Origin of the sequence: Polyangium sorediatum (assembly GCF_029946465.1) — a bacterium.
Lineage (GTDB): Bacteria > Myxococcota_A > Polyangia > Polyangiales > Polyangiaceae > Polyangium > Polyangium fumosum.
In genome coordinates, this window is record NZ_JARZHI010000013.1 from 134515 (window position 1) to 150115 (window position 15601).

The 15601-nt window shown below is 70.7% G+C and carries 15 protein-coding genes; 10 read left to right on the forward strand and 5 right to left on the reverse strand.

Going from position 1 to position 15601, the window contains the following annotated elements; translation table 11 throughout:
- The 3 genes from QHF89_RS17490 to QHF89_RS17500 are packed head-to-tail and all read right to left on the reverse strand — an operon-like array spanning position 1 to position 3345.
- Positions 1–591, reverse strand: a complete 591-nt coding sequence (locus QHF89_RS17490; RefSeq protein ID WP_136969285.1) for a hypothetical protein — start codon at positions 589–591, stop codon at positions 1–3.
- 11 nt (positions 592–602) lie between these two features.
- Complete coding sequence (locus QHF89_RS17495; RefSeq protein ID WP_136969284.1) at positions 603–1316, reverse strand: esterase/lipase family protein; 714 nt, start codon at positions 1314–1316, stop codon at positions 603–605.
- A 34-nt stretch (positions 1317–1350) separates the two neighbouring features.
- Positions 1351–3345, reverse strand: a complete 1995-nt coding sequence (locus tag QHF89_RS17500) for a hypothetical protein (protein WP_136969283.1) — start codon at positions 3343–3345, stop codon at positions 1351–1353.
- A gap of 90 nt (positions 3346–3435) precedes the next feature.
- Between QHF89_RS17500 and QHF89_RS17505 the strand changes: the two genes are divergently transcribed.
- Positions 3436–3957: a tetratricopeptide repeat protein gene (locus tag QHF89_RS17505; RefSeq protein ID WP_136929814.1), complete on the forward strand. Its 522-nt coding sequence runs from the start codon at positions 3436–3438 to the stop codon at positions 3955–3957.
- Positions 3958–4057: 100 nt separating this feature from the next.
- Here QHF89_RS17505 and QHF89_RS17510 read toward each other — a convergent pair whose 3' ends face one another.
- Entirely contained in the window at positions 4058–4810 is a 753-nt protein-coding gene (locus QHF89_RS17510; RefSeq protein WP_136969282.1) for a hypothetical protein, read from the reverse strand.
- The gene (locus tag QHF89_RS17515; protein ID WP_136969281.1) at positions 4807–6843 is read right to left on the reverse strand and encodes an alpha/beta hydrolase family protein; all 2037 of its coding nucleotides are present in this window, start codon (positions 6841–6843) and stop codon (positions 4807–4809) included. The genes QHF89_RS17510 and QHF89_RS17515 overlap by 4 nt, the downstream gene beginning before the upstream one ends.
- Positions 6844–7075: 232 nt before the next feature.
- Here QHF89_RS17515 and QHF89_RS17520 point away from each other — a divergent pair, with 232 nt between their 5' ends.
- From QHF89_RS17520 to QHF89_RS17560, 9 genes are all read left to right on the forward strand, one after another.
- Positions 7076–7834 carry an SDR family NAD(P)-dependent oxidoreductase gene (locus QHF89_RS17520; protein ID WP_136969280.1) on the forward strand — a complete coding sequence of 253 codons (759 nt, stop codon included), beginning with the start codon at positions 7076–7078 and terminating at the stop codon, positions 7832–7834.
- A gap of 61 nt (positions 7835–7895) precedes the next feature.
- Positions 7896–8315 (forward strand): RidA family protein, encoded by a 420-nt coding sequence (locus QHF89_RS17525; RefSeq protein ID WP_136969279.1) that lies wholly within the window; start codon positions 7896–7898, stop codon positions 8313–8315.
- Positions 8312–8893, forward strand: a complete 582-nt coding sequence (locus QHF89_RS17530; RefSeq protein WP_136969278.1) for a MarR family winged helix-turn-helix transcriptional regulator — start codon at positions 8312–8314, stop codon at positions 8891–8893. The genes QHF89_RS17525 and QHF89_RS17530 overlap by 4 nt, the downstream gene beginning before the upstream one ends.
- On the forward strand, positions 8890–9744 hold the full coding sequence (locus QHF89_RS17535) for an enoyl-CoA hydratase family protein (RefSeq protein ID WP_136969277.1): 855 nt from the start codon (positions 8890–8892) through the stop codon (positions 9742–9744). The genes QHF89_RS17530 and QHF89_RS17535 overlap by 4 nt, the downstream gene beginning before the upstream one ends.
- On the forward strand, positions 9741–10907 hold the full coding sequence (locus tag QHF89_RS17540) for an acyl-CoA dehydrogenase family protein (protein ID WP_284720615.1): 1167 nt from the start codon (positions 9741–9743) through the stop codon (positions 10905–10907). Before QHF89_RS17535 ends, QHF89_RS17540 begins: the two co-directional genes overlap by 4 nt.
- Positions 10908–11312: 405 nt before the next feature.
- A complete protein-coding gene (locus QHF89_RS17545) occupies positions 11313–12788 on the forward strand; it encodes an oxidoreductase (protein WP_136969276.1) in 1476 nt (491 codons plus the stop codon).
- Between the two features lie 63 nt (positions 12789–12851).
- A complete protein-coding gene (locus QHF89_RS17550) occupies positions 12852–13565 on the forward strand; it encodes a hypothetical protein (RefSeq protein ID WP_136969275.1) in 714 nt (237 codons plus the stop codon).
- Positions 13566–13587: 22 nt separating this feature from the next.
- Positions 13588–14844, forward strand: a complete 1257-nt coding sequence (locus QHF89_RS17555) for a metallophosphoesterase family protein (protein ID WP_136969274.1) — start codon at positions 13588–13590, stop codon at positions 14842–14844.
- A 217-nt stretch (positions 14845–15061) separates the two neighbouring features.
- Positions 15062–15583 (forward strand): hypothetical protein, encoded by a 522-nt coding sequence (locus QHF89_RS17560; RefSeq protein WP_136969273.1) that lies wholly within the window; start codon positions 15062–15064, stop codon positions 15581–15583.
- The last annotated feature ends 18 nt before the right edge of the window (positions 15584–15601 follow it).

Here is a 15601-nt window from a genome sequence, read left to right on the forward strand (position 1 = left end):
TCAGAAGAACCGCGGCGACGTCCCAAACGAGGCCGTCGCCGCCGGCGTTTGATGCGCCGGGTACGGGTTCGGCCACGCGTCGAGCATCGACTGCCGGTAGACCGTCAGGCGCAAGAAATCGATGCCGGCGAACGCGCCAAACGCGAGCGCATCACCCGTCCCGTAGAGCCCCTGCACGCCGATCGAGAAGCCGAGCGGCAAGCCCAGCGTGAGGCCCCCGGCCACGCCGCGCGAGTACGTCCCCCAGAGCCGCTGGTAGCCGCCCACGTCGACCGCGACGCCGACCTTGCCCGCTTGAAAGCCGTGCGTGGCGAAGCGCGCGAGCAGCGACAGGTCCGCGCCCTCGTCGATCACGGGCGTGAGCCGCGCGAGCCCGCCGATGATGAACGACCCGTCCGGCGACGTGCCCACGCCGTAATCGAAGTTGAAGGCCACGCGCGGCGCGAGCGCCGCCGTCCCCTCTTTCCACGCGAGCGCCCCTGCCCCCGCGAACGCCCACGCCGACGCATCGGCCCGCGCGACGTCCGGCGCGAGCGCGATCCCGAGGGCGAGCGCGACTCCGATCCACGAAGCTTTTACGTTGCGACGCACGGTCACCGCACCTAGCACGTTTTTCTGCGGCGGGTGAGGATCCGCCGCTCGACGATCCGCGCGACCTCCTCGTCGAAGAGCACCGTGTTGTGCCCTTGGCCCTCCAACACGATCACCTCGCCGCCGGGCAGGGCGTGTGACACGGGCGAACGCAGGACGGCGTCCGCCGCCGCGATGATCGAGAGATGCGGGACGTTCGCCGTCGCCGAAGCGGCGAGGCGGATCTTGCGGAGGACCGCGCTGTCCGGCGCGAGATCACGCGCCGCCCCGAACCCGAGCGCGCTCGCCCCGACGACGCCCGCGAACGGGCTCGCCATCGAGATCGTCTGCACGACCCGCGTATCCCCCGCCTCCTGCGTGTAAAACCGCGCCACGACGCCGCCGAGGCTGTGCCCCACGAGGTGCAGCCGCGCCGCGCCCGGAAGCTCCGAGACGAGCGCCGCGAGCCGCTCCGCGAGCTCCTCGACGCCCGGCCCCGGCGGATAGGTCATCGCGGCGGCGTGGACGCCCTTGTGCCGCGTGATCGCCCGCCGCATGGGACGCAGCCCCCCGGCCGTCGCGAAAAGCCCGTGGAGGAGCACCACGACGTCCTCCCCGTCCCGCACCTCCGCAGACGCCGGCGCCCCCTCCAGATCGTGCCGCAGGAGCCACGCCTGCCGCCCGAACGCGAGGGCCTCGCGCCCCGCGTTCACGAGCGCGCGTGTCCAGGAGGGACGATCCGCCATGCCGCGAGGATGCCACGGACGGCGCCCGTGATCTTCAAGGTCGTACGAGCCACACGTGGAAGCTCCGCCACGCGTTCTGCTGCGCCGTGATCTTCACCGAATCCTGGCCGCCGACCGAGGACAGCGCGACACGCGCCTCGAACCAGGCCCCTTCGTCCCGCGCCGGGATCTCCACGGTCTGCGTACCTCCCCCGGTGTGCTCGATCCGGAGCGTGACCGGTCCACCCCCGTCGGTCCGCAGCACGAGCGTCGCGGGGCCTCGCGCGACGTGCGACGCGACGACGAACGACTCATTTTGCCCCTGGGGAACGATGCGCCCCGCGTCGAACCGCGGATGCCCGGCCTCGTCCCTCAACGTCGCGCCGATCACCCACCCGGCCTGCGGCCGCGGGAACGTGTATCGGTGCGCGCGTTCGTCCACGAGGTCCGCGACGTCGATCTCGTCCACCGCGCCCGCCCGTGTCTCCCCCTTCGGCGCGAGCGAGGACCAGTCCGCGGCATACACGACCTTCTCCGGCGCGGCGCAGATCACGTTGTCCTCGATCCGCACGGAGAACATTTCCTTCCCAAACGATCGCGCGAGATCGGGGAACCAGCCCGGGTAGATCGCCAGCACGTCGGGACGCTCGTTCTCCGGCATCCGCTCGATGAGCTCGACGATCGCGGGGATCCCGTGCACCGAGGCGCGGGCGAAGGGCAGATCGTGATACCCGCCGAGGCCGAGGCCATCGAGCGCGGAGAGGCCCGAGAGATAGGGGATCGCCCCCGCATCACCGACGAGGACCCGACGCGGACGCGGCGAGAGCGCGGCGAGCCTGCGCGCGACCTCGGCTTGCTGGTGCTCGATGTTGCCCGAAGCGCGAGCGAAGTGATCGATCTGCCGCGGGAAAAGCCTCGCGGGCGCGAGCGTGGCGACGAACGCGAGCCCGAGCCCGAGCCCGCGAACGACCCGCCCCCTTCGCATCAGCTCCCCCGCGCCGAGCGCCGCGGCGACGAGCAAAAACAGCAGCGATGGCACCGCGTACCGGAAGTTCTGGTACCGCGCCGTCGTGTTCAACGACACGAGCAGGAGCATGCCGATCGCGCCTGCGACGAGCGGCGCCGCGAGCAGACGCGTGCGCCGCGACAAGACCGCCACGAGCGCGAGGAGCGGCGCGACGAACGCGAAGGACGGGCCTCCGAGCGCGACGTCGAACGCCTGCGCCCGCAACACGGCGAGGTTCTTGATGACCTCCACGGCCGCCTCGATCGGCGTGAGGTACGGGTTCGACCCGACGAGCTTGCGGACGGCGCCCGCCTGGCTGATCTCCCCGGTGAACACGAGGTTCGCCGCCGCCTGCGCGCCCAGGAAAACCCCCATCGGGCCGAGCGCGCGGAGGAGCGACGGGAACGTGCCGAGCGAACGCGCGCCATACACGACGGCCACGCCGAGCGGCCCGACGAGCGCCGCGGACTCGGGCCGCGTGGCCACGAGCAGCGCGCCCCAGAGCCCGGCGCGGAGCTGCGCGGAGCTACGCGCGGTTGGCGAGGCTGTCGTCGCGTGATGCGCCGCCACGAGCACGCGCCCGAGGATCCCGGCGAAGAGCGCCGTCTCCATGCCAGAGTAAAAACTCCAGTCGACGAGCGGCACCGCGAGGAGCAAGGGCGCCGCGATCCACGCCGCGCGCCGCGGCGCGCCGTCGAGCAAGGCCCACATCGAGCGGCACAGATCCCACAAGCAAACACACGCGAGCGCCGCGGCGAAATACGAGAGCCACGCGCCCCGCAGGCCGAGCGCCCACGCAGGCGCGAGCACGAGCGGGTACGTCAGGCTCGTCCCGCCCGAGGAGTACCCGTTCTCCGGCAGCCACGCGAACGGATGGCCGAGCGCCGCGGATCGCGCGAAGCCGTAGTGGATGTAGACGTCGTCGAGGGGGACCGGAAACACCCCGCCTGTCCGTCCGAACCCGGGCAGCCAGAACACGAGGCCCACCGCGATCACGAGGATCGCCGCGAAGGCCTGGAACAGCGCGGGCTCGCGGGGCTTCACGAGGGGGGACTAACCACGAAACACGCGGTGCCGGAAGCGCGGATCGGTCGCCTTACGGCGCGCCGCGCTTTCCGCGCGTATGCTTCGCGCATGGCAACGCAGACCGTGGATGCACAAGACGCCGCCCGATGGGACGCGGTCGAGGAGGCGACCGAGCTCATGAATGACGGCCGCTTCATCGAGGCGCTCGTCGCGCTGCGGAACGTCATCAAGGCCGACCCGAGGAACCCCTACGCGTTCCATTTCCTCGGCGCCGCCCTCTTCGAGACGGGCGAGCGCGAGACCGCGCGCGAGGCCTACCGCGCGGCGCTCCGCCTCGCCCCGAACTACCTCGGCGCGCGCGTCGCGCTCTCGCACCTCCTGCGCCAGCTCGGCGACCTCGACGGCGCGCTCTCCCAGGCGAACGAGGCGCTGCGCAGGTTCCCCGGCGACGGCGAAGCGATGCAGGCCGCCGGCCTCGCCTACGCCGCGAAAGGCAACCGCAAGGCCGCGAAGAAGCAACTCGAAGGGTTCCTCAAGTCGAACCCCGAGCTCGAAACGCGGCTCGAAGTCGAGCAGATCCTCGGCATGCTGGGGATCGCCGGCGAGAACGAGCCGGTCGAGTTCGATTGACACGGGAAGGTCCAGGGCTGGCCCTGGTCCGGGTCGAGGGGCGGACAGCCCCTCGTCGGGTCCGGGGTGAAACCCCGGCGCTACGCTGTGAAGCACCCTCTCAAACGCTGACGCGCGTGAGGCATGCTTCGGCGAGCGCCTTCGCGCCCACCGACTCGGCCACGCGCGCCGCCGCGCGGAAGCCCGCGGCGCGCTCCAGCGCCTCGGCCCCGCGACGCGCGCCTTGCACCCGAAACGACACGCTCCGCACGAACGCGCGCATCGCCGCCACGTCGTCCCCCGCGGCCGCCAGGATCTCGCCGAGCACGAGCGCCGCGTGCGCGGCCGCGGCCTCGCTGCCCGGGTAAAACGGCTCGGCCAGCACCCGCGTGAGCGTCGCGCCGTCCTTCTGCGAGGCCGCCTTCTGCGCCGCGATCTCCGGCGTGGGCCGCGGCGCAGGCTCCAACCCGAGCCGCGTCTCCAGGTACCCGAGCACGTCCCACGCGACACGCCGGAACGCTTCGAGCCCGTCCGTCGGCGCTTCCAGCACCCCGCCGCCCGCGCGTCTCCCCTCGCGATCGAGGTCCCGCACGATCACGAGATCGTCCCGCTCGCCGATCACGAAGAGATCGCCGTCCCAGCCGAGCGACTTCTCCTCCGTCAGCCATTTCGTTGCAGGACCGACCTCCTCGGGCCCGAGCAGGCGCGTGCCGTCGCCGAGCTCGAGCCCGCCTGCGTTCGCCCAGATCGCCGCGAGATCCTCGGGGGGATCACGCGCGAGATCCCACGCCCCTTGCCCCGGTGGGCGTCGCTTCGTGATCGCCTGCGCGGCGCAGATGTGCGCCGCGCGCTCGCTCGCGGAGTCTTGGATCACGGCTGCGAAACCTGCCCCTTCGGATGGTCGCTCAGGCTGCGGAGGAACTTCGAGGATTGCGATCGCGCCTCGGCCACGCGGAAGACCACGAAGTGGCCGTCCGAGTTCTCCGGCACCGGCCACTGCGCGAGCACGCCCGTCGCCTGCCCGTCGGCGAGGTTGCCCGAGAGCCCCGTCTCCGGGATCTCCACCGTGCCCGGCCCGCCCCACGCGAGCTCGGGGATCGCCCACTGCGACGGCTCGACGAGCGGCAGCCCCATCGCGATCGCGTGCATCTCGATCCCGCGTGTCGGCGAGTAGCTGTCGCCCGTCCCGTCGGAGTTCACGCCCTCGGTCATGTAGATGCTCTTCGGCGCCATGCCCTCGCGCGGCGCGAGGGCAACATACCGCGCATAATGCAGCGGATCGGTCGCGTCCACGAGCATCTGCGCGAGCGAGAGCGCCGGGTGGAAGAGGTCGAGCTCGCCCTCCTCTTCGGCCCTCAGGCTGAGAAAGACCGTCTTCACGAGCTGCGCGATGCTCGGCGACGGGCTCGTCTTCTGGAGCAGCGTGATCGCCATGACCGCCGATGAGCCCGACAGCACGCCGCCGCGCGCCTGATCGTCCGAGGCGAGGAAAAGCGGACCGTTCAGCCCGCCCTGCGAGTGGCCGAAGTACGAAAGGCGCGAGCCGTCGAAGCGAATCGCCTGGCCCGTCACCGAGATCGACGCGGGCACCTCCATCTTCGACTCCGTGAAGAGCCGCGCCCGCTGCACCTCGTCGAGCGCGGCCTGCCGGCTGTTCGTCCGGGCCGCCAGCACGTTGTTCACGTTGAAGAAGAGCAGCGAGATCCTCGACGTATCGCCGTCCTTCGGCGCGCCCGGCCGGCGGCCGTGGAAGATCTGGTCGACCCCCATCGAGGCGATGCATTGCTCGGCGAGGCTACGCGCGGTCCCGTCGTACACGTAGCTGCGGAAATCGCCGCCCGTGCCGTGCGCGTAGAGCACGATCGGGTAGCCCTCCGCCGGCATCGGGCACGCGGCCGCGTTCGGCACGGTGAGCGAGAAGCGCAGATCGAAGGTGTCCACGACCGCGGGCGCGCCGCCTTCGATCTTGAACGCGCCGCCGTCGCTCGGCTTCTCGAAGGGCACCACGCCCTCCTGGTAGTTCGGCGAAGGCCCGTAGACGCCGATGTACTCGGTGCGCGCGTCCCACGTGCCTCCGATGATCCACGCGGACGGGTTCGCGACCGGCGCGGGCACGTTCGCGCGCAGGTGATCCCGCGCCGCGAAGAGCTCCTCCGCCGGATCGTTCGTCCGGAAGACCGCGAGGTGCACGATACGCTCGTGCTCGATCCCGGCCCTCTCGATCTCCTCCACGGCGAGCGCGAGCGCCTCCTTCGCGGCCGCAGCCGCCGCACGCTCCGGCCTCTGCTCGCCGAGCACCTGCGCGAGCTCGGCGCTCTTCGTCACGGTGCCTCCCGAGGCGCCGCGCACGGCGTCGGTCACGACGAGCGCATACCGCGTGTGGGGCCGGAGCGGGAAGCCCAGCGTGGGCATGAAGGCGAGCGTGTTCGTCGGGTAATACACGCCCTCTTCGGCGCGGAACTGGAGCGAGACGAGCTTGCGGCTCCCGTACTCGGGCGACGTGGGATCGATGTCGAGGAGCTGCACCGACGCGTCCTTCTCGAGCGCGAGGGCCGGCGTCTGCGGCAGCGACCTCGGATCGAGCGGACCCGCGAAGCGCATGTACCCCGCGGCCGCCGGCGAGAAGCCGTCGAGCTTGCGATCCATCTTGGTGATGTACTCGGAGAGGATCGGCACGACCCGCGGGTTCGGGAATCCTTCGAGGGGCAGGAAGCCGTCTTCGATGCGCAGATCACTCGGCCACGGGTGATCAAAAAAGTCTGTCTCCGCGAGCGCGGTGGGCGACGACGGGGCCACCCAGATCGAGGCGAACTCGGGCACCTGGGCCGGCGCGGGACCACACCCGGCGACGCCGAGCAGGCTCGAGGACGATACGAGCGCAAACGAGAAGCTCCGAAGGTCGCGCATGGCGGAAAAGTATGCATGACCGTAGCTCAGCGCGATAGGCCGGGGACGCCTGCTTTTCGCGTCGACACCCCGCGCAAATTCCGCACCCGCGCGGCGCCCGGGTCGTTCCCGTTTCGTCACGCTCGCCGCCCGCTCGGCTCGGACGCTCCGTCCCCGCTCCGCCGCCGGGCCCGCCCGCCCACGCCCGCTCGGCTGCGTTGTTCTTTAGATATGAATCTTTTATACGTGCGTCATGTTCCTCGCCGGAAGAAATGCCCTGGTCACGGGAGGCGGGCGCGGGATCGGGCGCGCCATCGCCGAGCGGCTCGCCCGCGAGGGCGCCCGTGTCCTCGTCACGGGGCGGACCCAGCCCGAGATCGACGAGGTCGCGCGCGAGATCGGCGGCGTCGCCGTGCACATGGACGCGAAGGATCGCGCGAGCGTGAAGGCCGCGATCGACGTGGTGCACGCCGTCGGCCCCGTCGACGTGCTCGTGAACAACGCCGGCTTCGCCGAGTCCGTGCCCTTCGACCGGACGACGGACGAGGTCTGGGACGATCTCCTCGAAGTGAACGTGACGAGCGCCTTCGCCCTCTGCCGCGCCTTCGTCCCCGGCATGATCGAGCGTGGCTTCGGCCGCGTGATCAACGTCGCCTCGAACGCGGGCCTCGTCGGCTACGGCTACAGCGTGGCGTACTGCGCCTCGAAGCACGCGATGGTCGGCATGACACGCGCGCTCGCCGTGGAGATCGCGAAGTCGCCCGTCACCGTGAACGCCGTCTGCCCGGGGTGGACGCGGACGCGCATGGGCGAGGAGGCGACCTCGCGCATCGCGGAAAAGACCGGCCGCAGCGCCGAGGCCGCGCACAAGATCCTCGCGAACATGTCACCGCAGCAGCGCTTCGCCGAGCCCGAAGAGATCGCCCACATCGTGGCCATGCTCTGCGCGCCCGAGGCCCGCAGCGTGCACGGCCAGGCCCTGCCCATCGACGGCGGCCAGGTCATGAAATAGGACGGGGTTTGGGGCGAAGGGCGCCGAAGGCGACCCGAAGCCCCAAGCGGTGAAACAAGCCATGAACGACAATCTCACCTTCGTGAACCCGGAGGGGTATCTGCCTCCGAAGGGATACTCGAACGGCGCCCTGGTCTCCGGGCCCACGCTCTTCGTGGCCGGCCAGGTCGGCTGGAACGCGCAGTGCGAGTTCGAGACCGACGACCTCGCCGAGCAGTTCGCGCAGGCGCTCGACAACGTGCTCGCCGTCGTGCGCGCGGCCGGCGGCGGCCCCACGGACCTCGCCAAGATGACCGTGTACGTGACGGATCTCGACGCCTACCGCGGCTCGCTCAAGGCGATCGGGCAGGCGTGGCGCGCGCGCCTCGGCAAGCACTTCCCCGCGATGGCGCTGCTCGGCGTCGCGGGCCTCGTCGAGAAGCGCGCCAAGGTCGAGATCGAGGCCGTGGCCGTGCTTCGCGGAGCGACGGACCCGGCGTGAGGCGAGGCGCGCCGACCCGCAGGCCCGTGAGCGCGCAGCCCACGGGCAAGGGCGAGCAGAACCCCGCCGTGCGCGCGTGGGTCCGCATCCTCGCCGTGCAGAAGGCCGCGCTCGCCGCGATCCGCGACGACCTCGAGCACGAGATGACCCTGCCGCGCTTCGATCTGCTCTCGAACCTCGTCCGCGAGAACGGCCAGACCCTCGCGTCGCTCTCGCGCTCGATGCTCGTCACGGCCGGCAACATCACCGGCCTCGTCGATCGCGCCGCGCGCGACGGGCTCGTCGAGCGCAGGGCCGATCCGAACGACCGGCGCGCCTGGCGTGTGCACCTCACGCCCAAGGGCCAGCTCGCCTTCCAGCGCGCCGAGCGCCGCCACGCCGCGCGCGTCTCCAAGCTCTTCTCCGCGCTCAGCGGCAATGAGATGTCGAGCCTCGTCCGGATGCTCGACAAGGTACGACACACCATCCACGGACCCGAGCTCTCGGCCGTCCGTGGCCCGCGCGGCGAGGCACGCCGCACCCCCGAGCGCGGCACGGGCAGGCGCCGCGCCCGCGCAAAATCCGAGGACGACTCGTGACCCTCTCGCCGACCACCTTTGACCTCGAAATCTCCCGCGGCATCGCCCAGATCACCCTGAACCGGCCCGATCGCCTGAACGCGCTCACCTTCGAGGTGTACGGCGAGCTCGCGCAGACCTTCCGCTCCCTGGAAAAGGCCAACGACGCGCGCGCTGTCGTGATCACCGGCAAGGGCCGCGGCTTCTGCTCGGGCGGCGACGTCGAGGGCATCATCGCCGAGCTCTTCGCCCGCGACATCACGGGCCTCGTCGAGTTCACGCGCGTCACGGGCGCCCTCATCCAGAGCATCGCCGAGCTGCGCCGCCCCGTGATCGCCGCCATCAACGGCGTCGCCGTGGGCGCGGGCGCGGTCATCGCCGCGGCCTGCGATCTGCGCATCTTCGCGGAGAGCGCGCGCATCGGCTTCATCTTCCCGCGCGTCGGCCTCTCGGGCGCGGACATGGGCGCCTCGTTCCTCCTGCCCCGCATCGTCGGCCGCGGCCGGGCCGCGGAGCTGCTCTTCTTCGGCGACCTCCTCGGCGCCGAGGAGGCCTACCGCATCGGCCTCGCGAACCGCGTCGTGCCCGACGCCGACGTCCTCGCGACGGCGCGCGGCTGGGCCGAGCGCCTCGCGAAGGGCCCGACCTTCGCGCACCGCATGACGAAGCAGATGCTCGAGAGCGAGCACGACATGACCCTCGCCGCCGCGATCGAGGCCGAGGCGCAGGCGCAGGCGCTCTGCATGGCCCACCCCGATTTCCGCGAGGCCTTCGAGGCCAACAAGGCCAAACGCCCGGCGCGTTTCCTCGGCGCCGAGATCTGCGATCCGCCGCCGGCCGCGCCGAAGGCCGACGCAGGGAGCGAGACATGAGCGCCCGCTTCATGCTCTCCGTCCCGGACCTCGCGCCCTTCTTCGAGGCGCGCCACCACGAGCTCGCGGCGCGGCTCCAGGGCGAGCACCTCGACGTGCTCCGGGCGACCGAGGACGCGGCCGAGGTCGCCCGCCTCCTCGGCGACCCCCTCGGCCTGTACGCATACCTCGTCCCCGAGGCCTACGGCGGCGCCACGACGGGCCGCCCGATGGACCTCGCGTACATCGACGTGCGCGCGCTCGTCCTCGTGCGCGAGGCGCTCGGGCAGCTCTCCGCGCAAGCCGACTCGATCTTCGCGGTGCAGGGCCTCGGCACCTACCCGATCCTCCTCGGCGGCTCGCAGGATCTCATCGCCGAGGTCGTGCCCGACGTCGTGCGGGGCCGCCGCCTCGGGGCCTTCGCGCTCACCGAGCCGGAGGCGGGCAGCGACGTCGCCTCCTTGCGCACGGTCGCGCGCAAGGACGGCGAGGGCTGGGTGCTCGACGGGGAAAAGACGCTCATCTCGAACGTCCCCATCGCCGATCACCACGTCGTCTTCGCGAACGCCGATCCCTCGATCGGCCGCAAGGGCATCACGGCGTTCTACGTCCCCAAGGGCGCGGCCGGCCTCACGCTCGAGCCGCTGCCGATGAGCGCGCATCCGCTCGGCCGCTTGCGGCTCGACGGCTGCCGCGTGCCGAACGAGCACGTGCTCGGGCATGTGGGCGCGGGCTTCCGCATCGCGATGGAGACGCTCGACGCGTTCCGCATCTCGGTGGGCGCGGCGGCGAACGGCATGGCCGCGCGGGCGCTCTCGGCGACGCTCGATCACGTCAAGCGCCGGCGCCAGTTCGGCGCGCCGCTCGCGGATCGGCAGATCGTGCAGGCGTACCTCGCGGAGATGGCGACGGAGCTCGACGCGGCGCGGCTGCTCGTGGCGCGGGCGGCGCATCGACGCGACACCACGGGCGAGCGCGTCACGAGCCTGGCCGCGATGGGCAAGATGTACGCGACCGAGGCGGCGCAGGGCATCATCGACAAGGCCGTGCAGCTCCACGGCGGGATCGGCGTGCTCGAAGGGAGCGTGGTGGAGCGGCTGTATCGGGAGATCCGGCCGCTGCGCATCTACGAGGGGACGACGGAGATCCAGAAGCTCGTCATCGCGAAGGCGCTGCTCGGCTGAGGGGCCCTCCGTTCACGGCCTCCGGGACCCCGTTCACGGCCTCCGAGACCCTGTTCACGGCCTTCGAGACCCTGTTCACGGCCTTCGAGACCCTGTTCACGGCCTTCGAGACCCTGTTCACGGACTCCCTAGACTCCGTTCACGGCCTCCGAGACCCTGTTCACGGCCTTCGAGACCCTGTTCACAGCCTCCGGGACCCCGTTCACGGCCTCCGGGACTCCGCTCACGGCCTCCGAGCCCCCGTTCACAGCCTCCGAGACCCCGTTCACGGCCTCCGAGACTCTGTTCACGGACTCCCTAGACTCCGTTCACGGCCTCCGAGACCCCGTTCACAGCCTCCGAGACCCCGTTCACAGCCTCCGGGACCCCGTTCTCGACCCCCAAGGACCACGTTTACACACCACCATGTGGAAGCCCAAGGAGCGCATCCGCCATCCCCTCCCCGAGGACCGGCCTCCCACGGCCGAGGAGGCCGCTCGCTCGCGCCTCTTCTCGCCGCTCACCCTCGCCTCCGGCCTGACGCTCGCCGATCGCACGTGGGTGCCCGCCATGGTCCCCTGGCGCGCGTCCGAGGAAGGCTTCGTCACGAAGGACGTGCTCGACTGGTACGGCCGCTTCGCCGAGGGCGAGCCGGGCGTCCTCGTCGTCGAGGCCACCGGGATCCGGGACGTCCCGAGCGGGCCGCTCCTGCGCATCGGACACGATCGGTTTCTGCCCGGCCTCGCCGCGCTCACGCGCCGCGTCCGCGAAACGAGCGGCGGCCGCACCCGCCTCTTCGTCCAGATCATCGATTTCCTCCGCATCCGGAGGCGCCCGCCCCACGAAAAATTCCTGGAGACCCACCTCGTCCTCACGCCCGCGCACCGGAAAAACCTGGTGCGCGAGACCGGCGACGCCGCGTGGACCGAGGCCCCCGACACGAGCGTCCGCGCCTTCCTGCGGGCCACGAGCGACGATGTCCTCGATCGGATCCTCGATCCCCGTGAGCTCGAAGCGCTCCGCTTCGGGGCGCGCGAGCGCGTCACCGACGTCCACGAGCCCCCCATCCGCGACCTGCCGCGTGTCCTGCCCTCGCTCTTCGCCGAGGCCGCAAGGCGCGCGAAGGACGCCGGGTTCGACGGCGTCGAGCTGCATTACGCGCACGCCTACACGATGGCCTCGTTCCTCTCTGCGCGAAACGACCGGACGGACGGGTATGGCGGATCCCGCGACGCGCGCGCGCGCCTGCCGCTCGAAGTCTTCGCCGCCGTGCGGGAGGCCGTCGGCCGCTCGTATACCGTCGGCTGCCGCTTCCTTTGCGACGAGATCATCGAAGGCGGCAGCCGCGTCGACGACGCGATCCATTACGCCCGACTCTTCGCCCGCGCCGGCATGGACTTTCTATCCCTCTCCACGGGCGGCAAATTCGAGGATTCGAAGCAACCCAAGGTCGGCGAGGCGGCGTATCCCTACACCGGGCCGAGCGGCTACGAGTGCATGCCCACGGCCCTCTCCGACGCGCGGGGCCCCTTCGCGCGCCAGGTCGAAAAGCAGGCCCGCATTCGCGCCGCGCTCCGCGCCGAAGGGCTCGAGACCCCCACCGTCGCCGCCGGTGGCATTGGCACATTCGTCCAGGCCGAATCGATCCTCGCCAAGGGCGAGGCCGATCTCGTCGCTGCGGCGCGCCAATCGCTCGCCGATCCCGACTGGTTCCGCAAGCACCGCGCGGGCCGCGGCGCCGAGGTGCGGCGCTGCATCTACTCGAATTATTGCGAGGCGCTCGACCAGCGCCACCGCCAGGTCACCTGCCAGCTCTGGGATCGGCAAGATCTCGACGCCCCGGACGCCGTGCGTAGCGTCGAGGGAAATCGCAGGCTCGTCGCTCCCCGCTGGGATCGGTGACTCGTGTACCTTTGCCGGACCGGCGCCCCACCGCGGGCGCCCTTGAAGAAAGAGTGGCTTTCCATGAATACACGTTGGCTCACCACGATGGCCGTCGTCAGCCTCGGCGTCCTCTCGGGCTGCAAGGAGACGGTCGACTCGCAGAACGTCAAGACCGCCGGCATTGCGGCGATCCTCTTCGCCACCGCCGAATCCGACCAGGAGACCCGGCTCACCGCCACGCTCAAGGTGGGCGGCGACGAGAGCAACACCTACGTCGACCTCTCGGGCGGCGACAGCATCTTCGCCTCGGCCGGTGACAAGCGCGTCCAGATGCAGACCCAGGAGACCGGCGTCTACGAGGCCAAGTTCAACACGGCCGCCGAAGGCACCGAGCTGCTCGTCGACCTCCAGCGCGCGGACGACGACGACGCGCCTTCGAGCCGCGGCACCCTGCCCGCGCCCTTCGACCTCACGATCGGCGCGTCTGCCGTCTCGCGCGCGGCCGATCTCAACATCACCTGGACCCCCTCGGGCTCGAACGACGACGTGCGCCTGGAGCTGAACGGCCCCTGCACGTTCCTCGAGACCATCGACGTCCCCGGCGACAGCGGCACGCACACGATCCAGGCCAATACCCTGCAGGCCACGGGCTCGGCAGATCAACCCCCGCCCACGTGTGACATCACCGTCACGATGACCCGCACGCGCCGCGGCACGACCGACATCGCCTTCGACAGCGAAAGCTCGTTCATTCTCCAACAGGTCCGCGTCGGCAAGTTCACCTCGACGCCCTGAGCGGGAGTACAATGCGGCGCGCATGCCGACGCTCGCCGCTTCCCCTCGCCTCCTCGCCGCCCTCGGACTCGCCGCCTCGCTCGCCTCCGGCTGTAGCGATCCGACGCCCGCCGAGCCCCCTCCGCCTCCACCCACGGACGAACGTTGCCCCGGCCCCGGCATCAGCAAGGGCCCGTGGTCGCTCCGCGCCGATCGCACCTCCGCCGTCGTCCGCTGGGAGGCGTGCCGGCAGGGCGTCGCGGGGGGCGTCGTGTTCACGCCCGAGGGCGGGGGCGAACCACGCGAAGCGACCTCCACGGTCACGACGTACGAGGTCACCACGACGCGCAAGGCGGTCCTCGATCCGAGCGCGCCGCCCGACGAGGCCGGCACCTACTGGACGCACGAGGCCGTCCTCTCGGGCCTCACGGCCGGCGCCTGCGTCGACTACCACCTCGCCGCCGACCCGGCCGCGAAAGGCCGCGTCTGCGCCGCCAAGCCCGACGGCGCGGACCTGCGCTTCCTCGCCATCGGCGACACGAACCCGGGCCTCAATCGCATCACGCAGAAGGTGCTCGATCAGGTCTTGCCGAAGGGACCCGATTTCACGCTGCACGGCGGGGACATCCAGTATTACGACTCCGGCCTGGAGACCTATGCCTCCTGGTTCCCCGCGATGCGCCCCTTGCTCGCGCAGGGCGCGTTTTTCCCGGCCCTCGGCAACCACGAGCTGGAGGTGCCCGAGGAATACGAGGCTTATTATCGACGCTTCTTCGGCGGCGCCGGGTTCGACGGCGCGGGCGACCATTACCGCTTCGAATCGGGCGGCGTCTGGTTCTTCTCCCTCGACACGGAGCAGCCCCTGGGCATCGCCTCCGAGCAGGGGGTATGGCTCGCCGAATCCCTCGCCGACGCGGCGTCGAAGCCCGGCTATCGATTCTCCGTGGTCTTTCTCCACAAGCCGATCGTCACGTGCGGGGACAAATCCGACGACCCTGCGACGCGCGCCGAGCTCGAGCCGCTCTTCGTGCAACACGGGGTCCGGCTCGTCATCCAGGCCCACATGCACGGCTACGAGCGATTCGCGTTCCCCGACCTCACGTGGATCACGACGGGCGGCGGCGGCGCCTCGCTCGCGAACGTGGACGAGAACATCGATCGCCCCATTTGCGCGATGCGCGCCGCGTCGGGCACCGTCCGTCACGCCGTCATCCTCGACGCCACGGGCAAGACGCTCTCGGGCGAGGTGATTGATGACAAGGGCACGGTCTGGGATACGTTCGTCCTCGAAGGGCCCTGATCGACGTCCGCGTCGGCGGCCCCTCCTCGCCCTGGGCCTTCTCGGTTGCCTGACGCTCTCGCTCCTGCCGCTTGGCTGCTCGTCGGCCAGGATCTACCGCCCTCCGGCGCCCGACGACCGGCCGCGCGTCCCTGAAGCCACCGCAGAGCGCCTCAGGGCGTGTGTGGATGAGCTCAGCGGCACCATTGAGCCCGGATATTACACGCTCGACGCCTCGGTGAAGGTCGACCAGGAAGGTCGTGTCGTGGAGGTGGAGACGACCGGCCAGCCCAATCCAGACGTCGGGGGTTGCATGCGGATCGCCCTGCGCGGCATGACGCTCCCCGAGGATGTCTTCGCGCGGGGCCTGTTGCGTAGGCCCGCAGCAGCGAACGGGCAGGGGATGCCGGAGCGGGGGCCGATCGGGGAGGTCGTGACTGTCGTCGTGGTCGTCACGGTCGTCTTCACCGAGGTCATCATCGAGGCCTTCGCCATCGCCGTCGGCGTGACGGTCACGGCCACGGTCGCGGCGGGGGCGGCGGAGGCGCTTGCGAAGAGGAGGAGGAAGGAGAAGGAACCGACATGTGTGGACCGTTATGAGGCGTGCATGGATGACGCAAGCATTGCCGACAGACTTGGGGACCATTGGAAGTCATCCCTCTGCAATGCGTGCCGAGTATGGTGCGAGCGCGATAAAGTTTGGCCGGATACCGTCCCCATGAGCTGGGGAATCGAATCCTGCAAATATAAAGGGGCATGACAAATGGAACAACTGAAC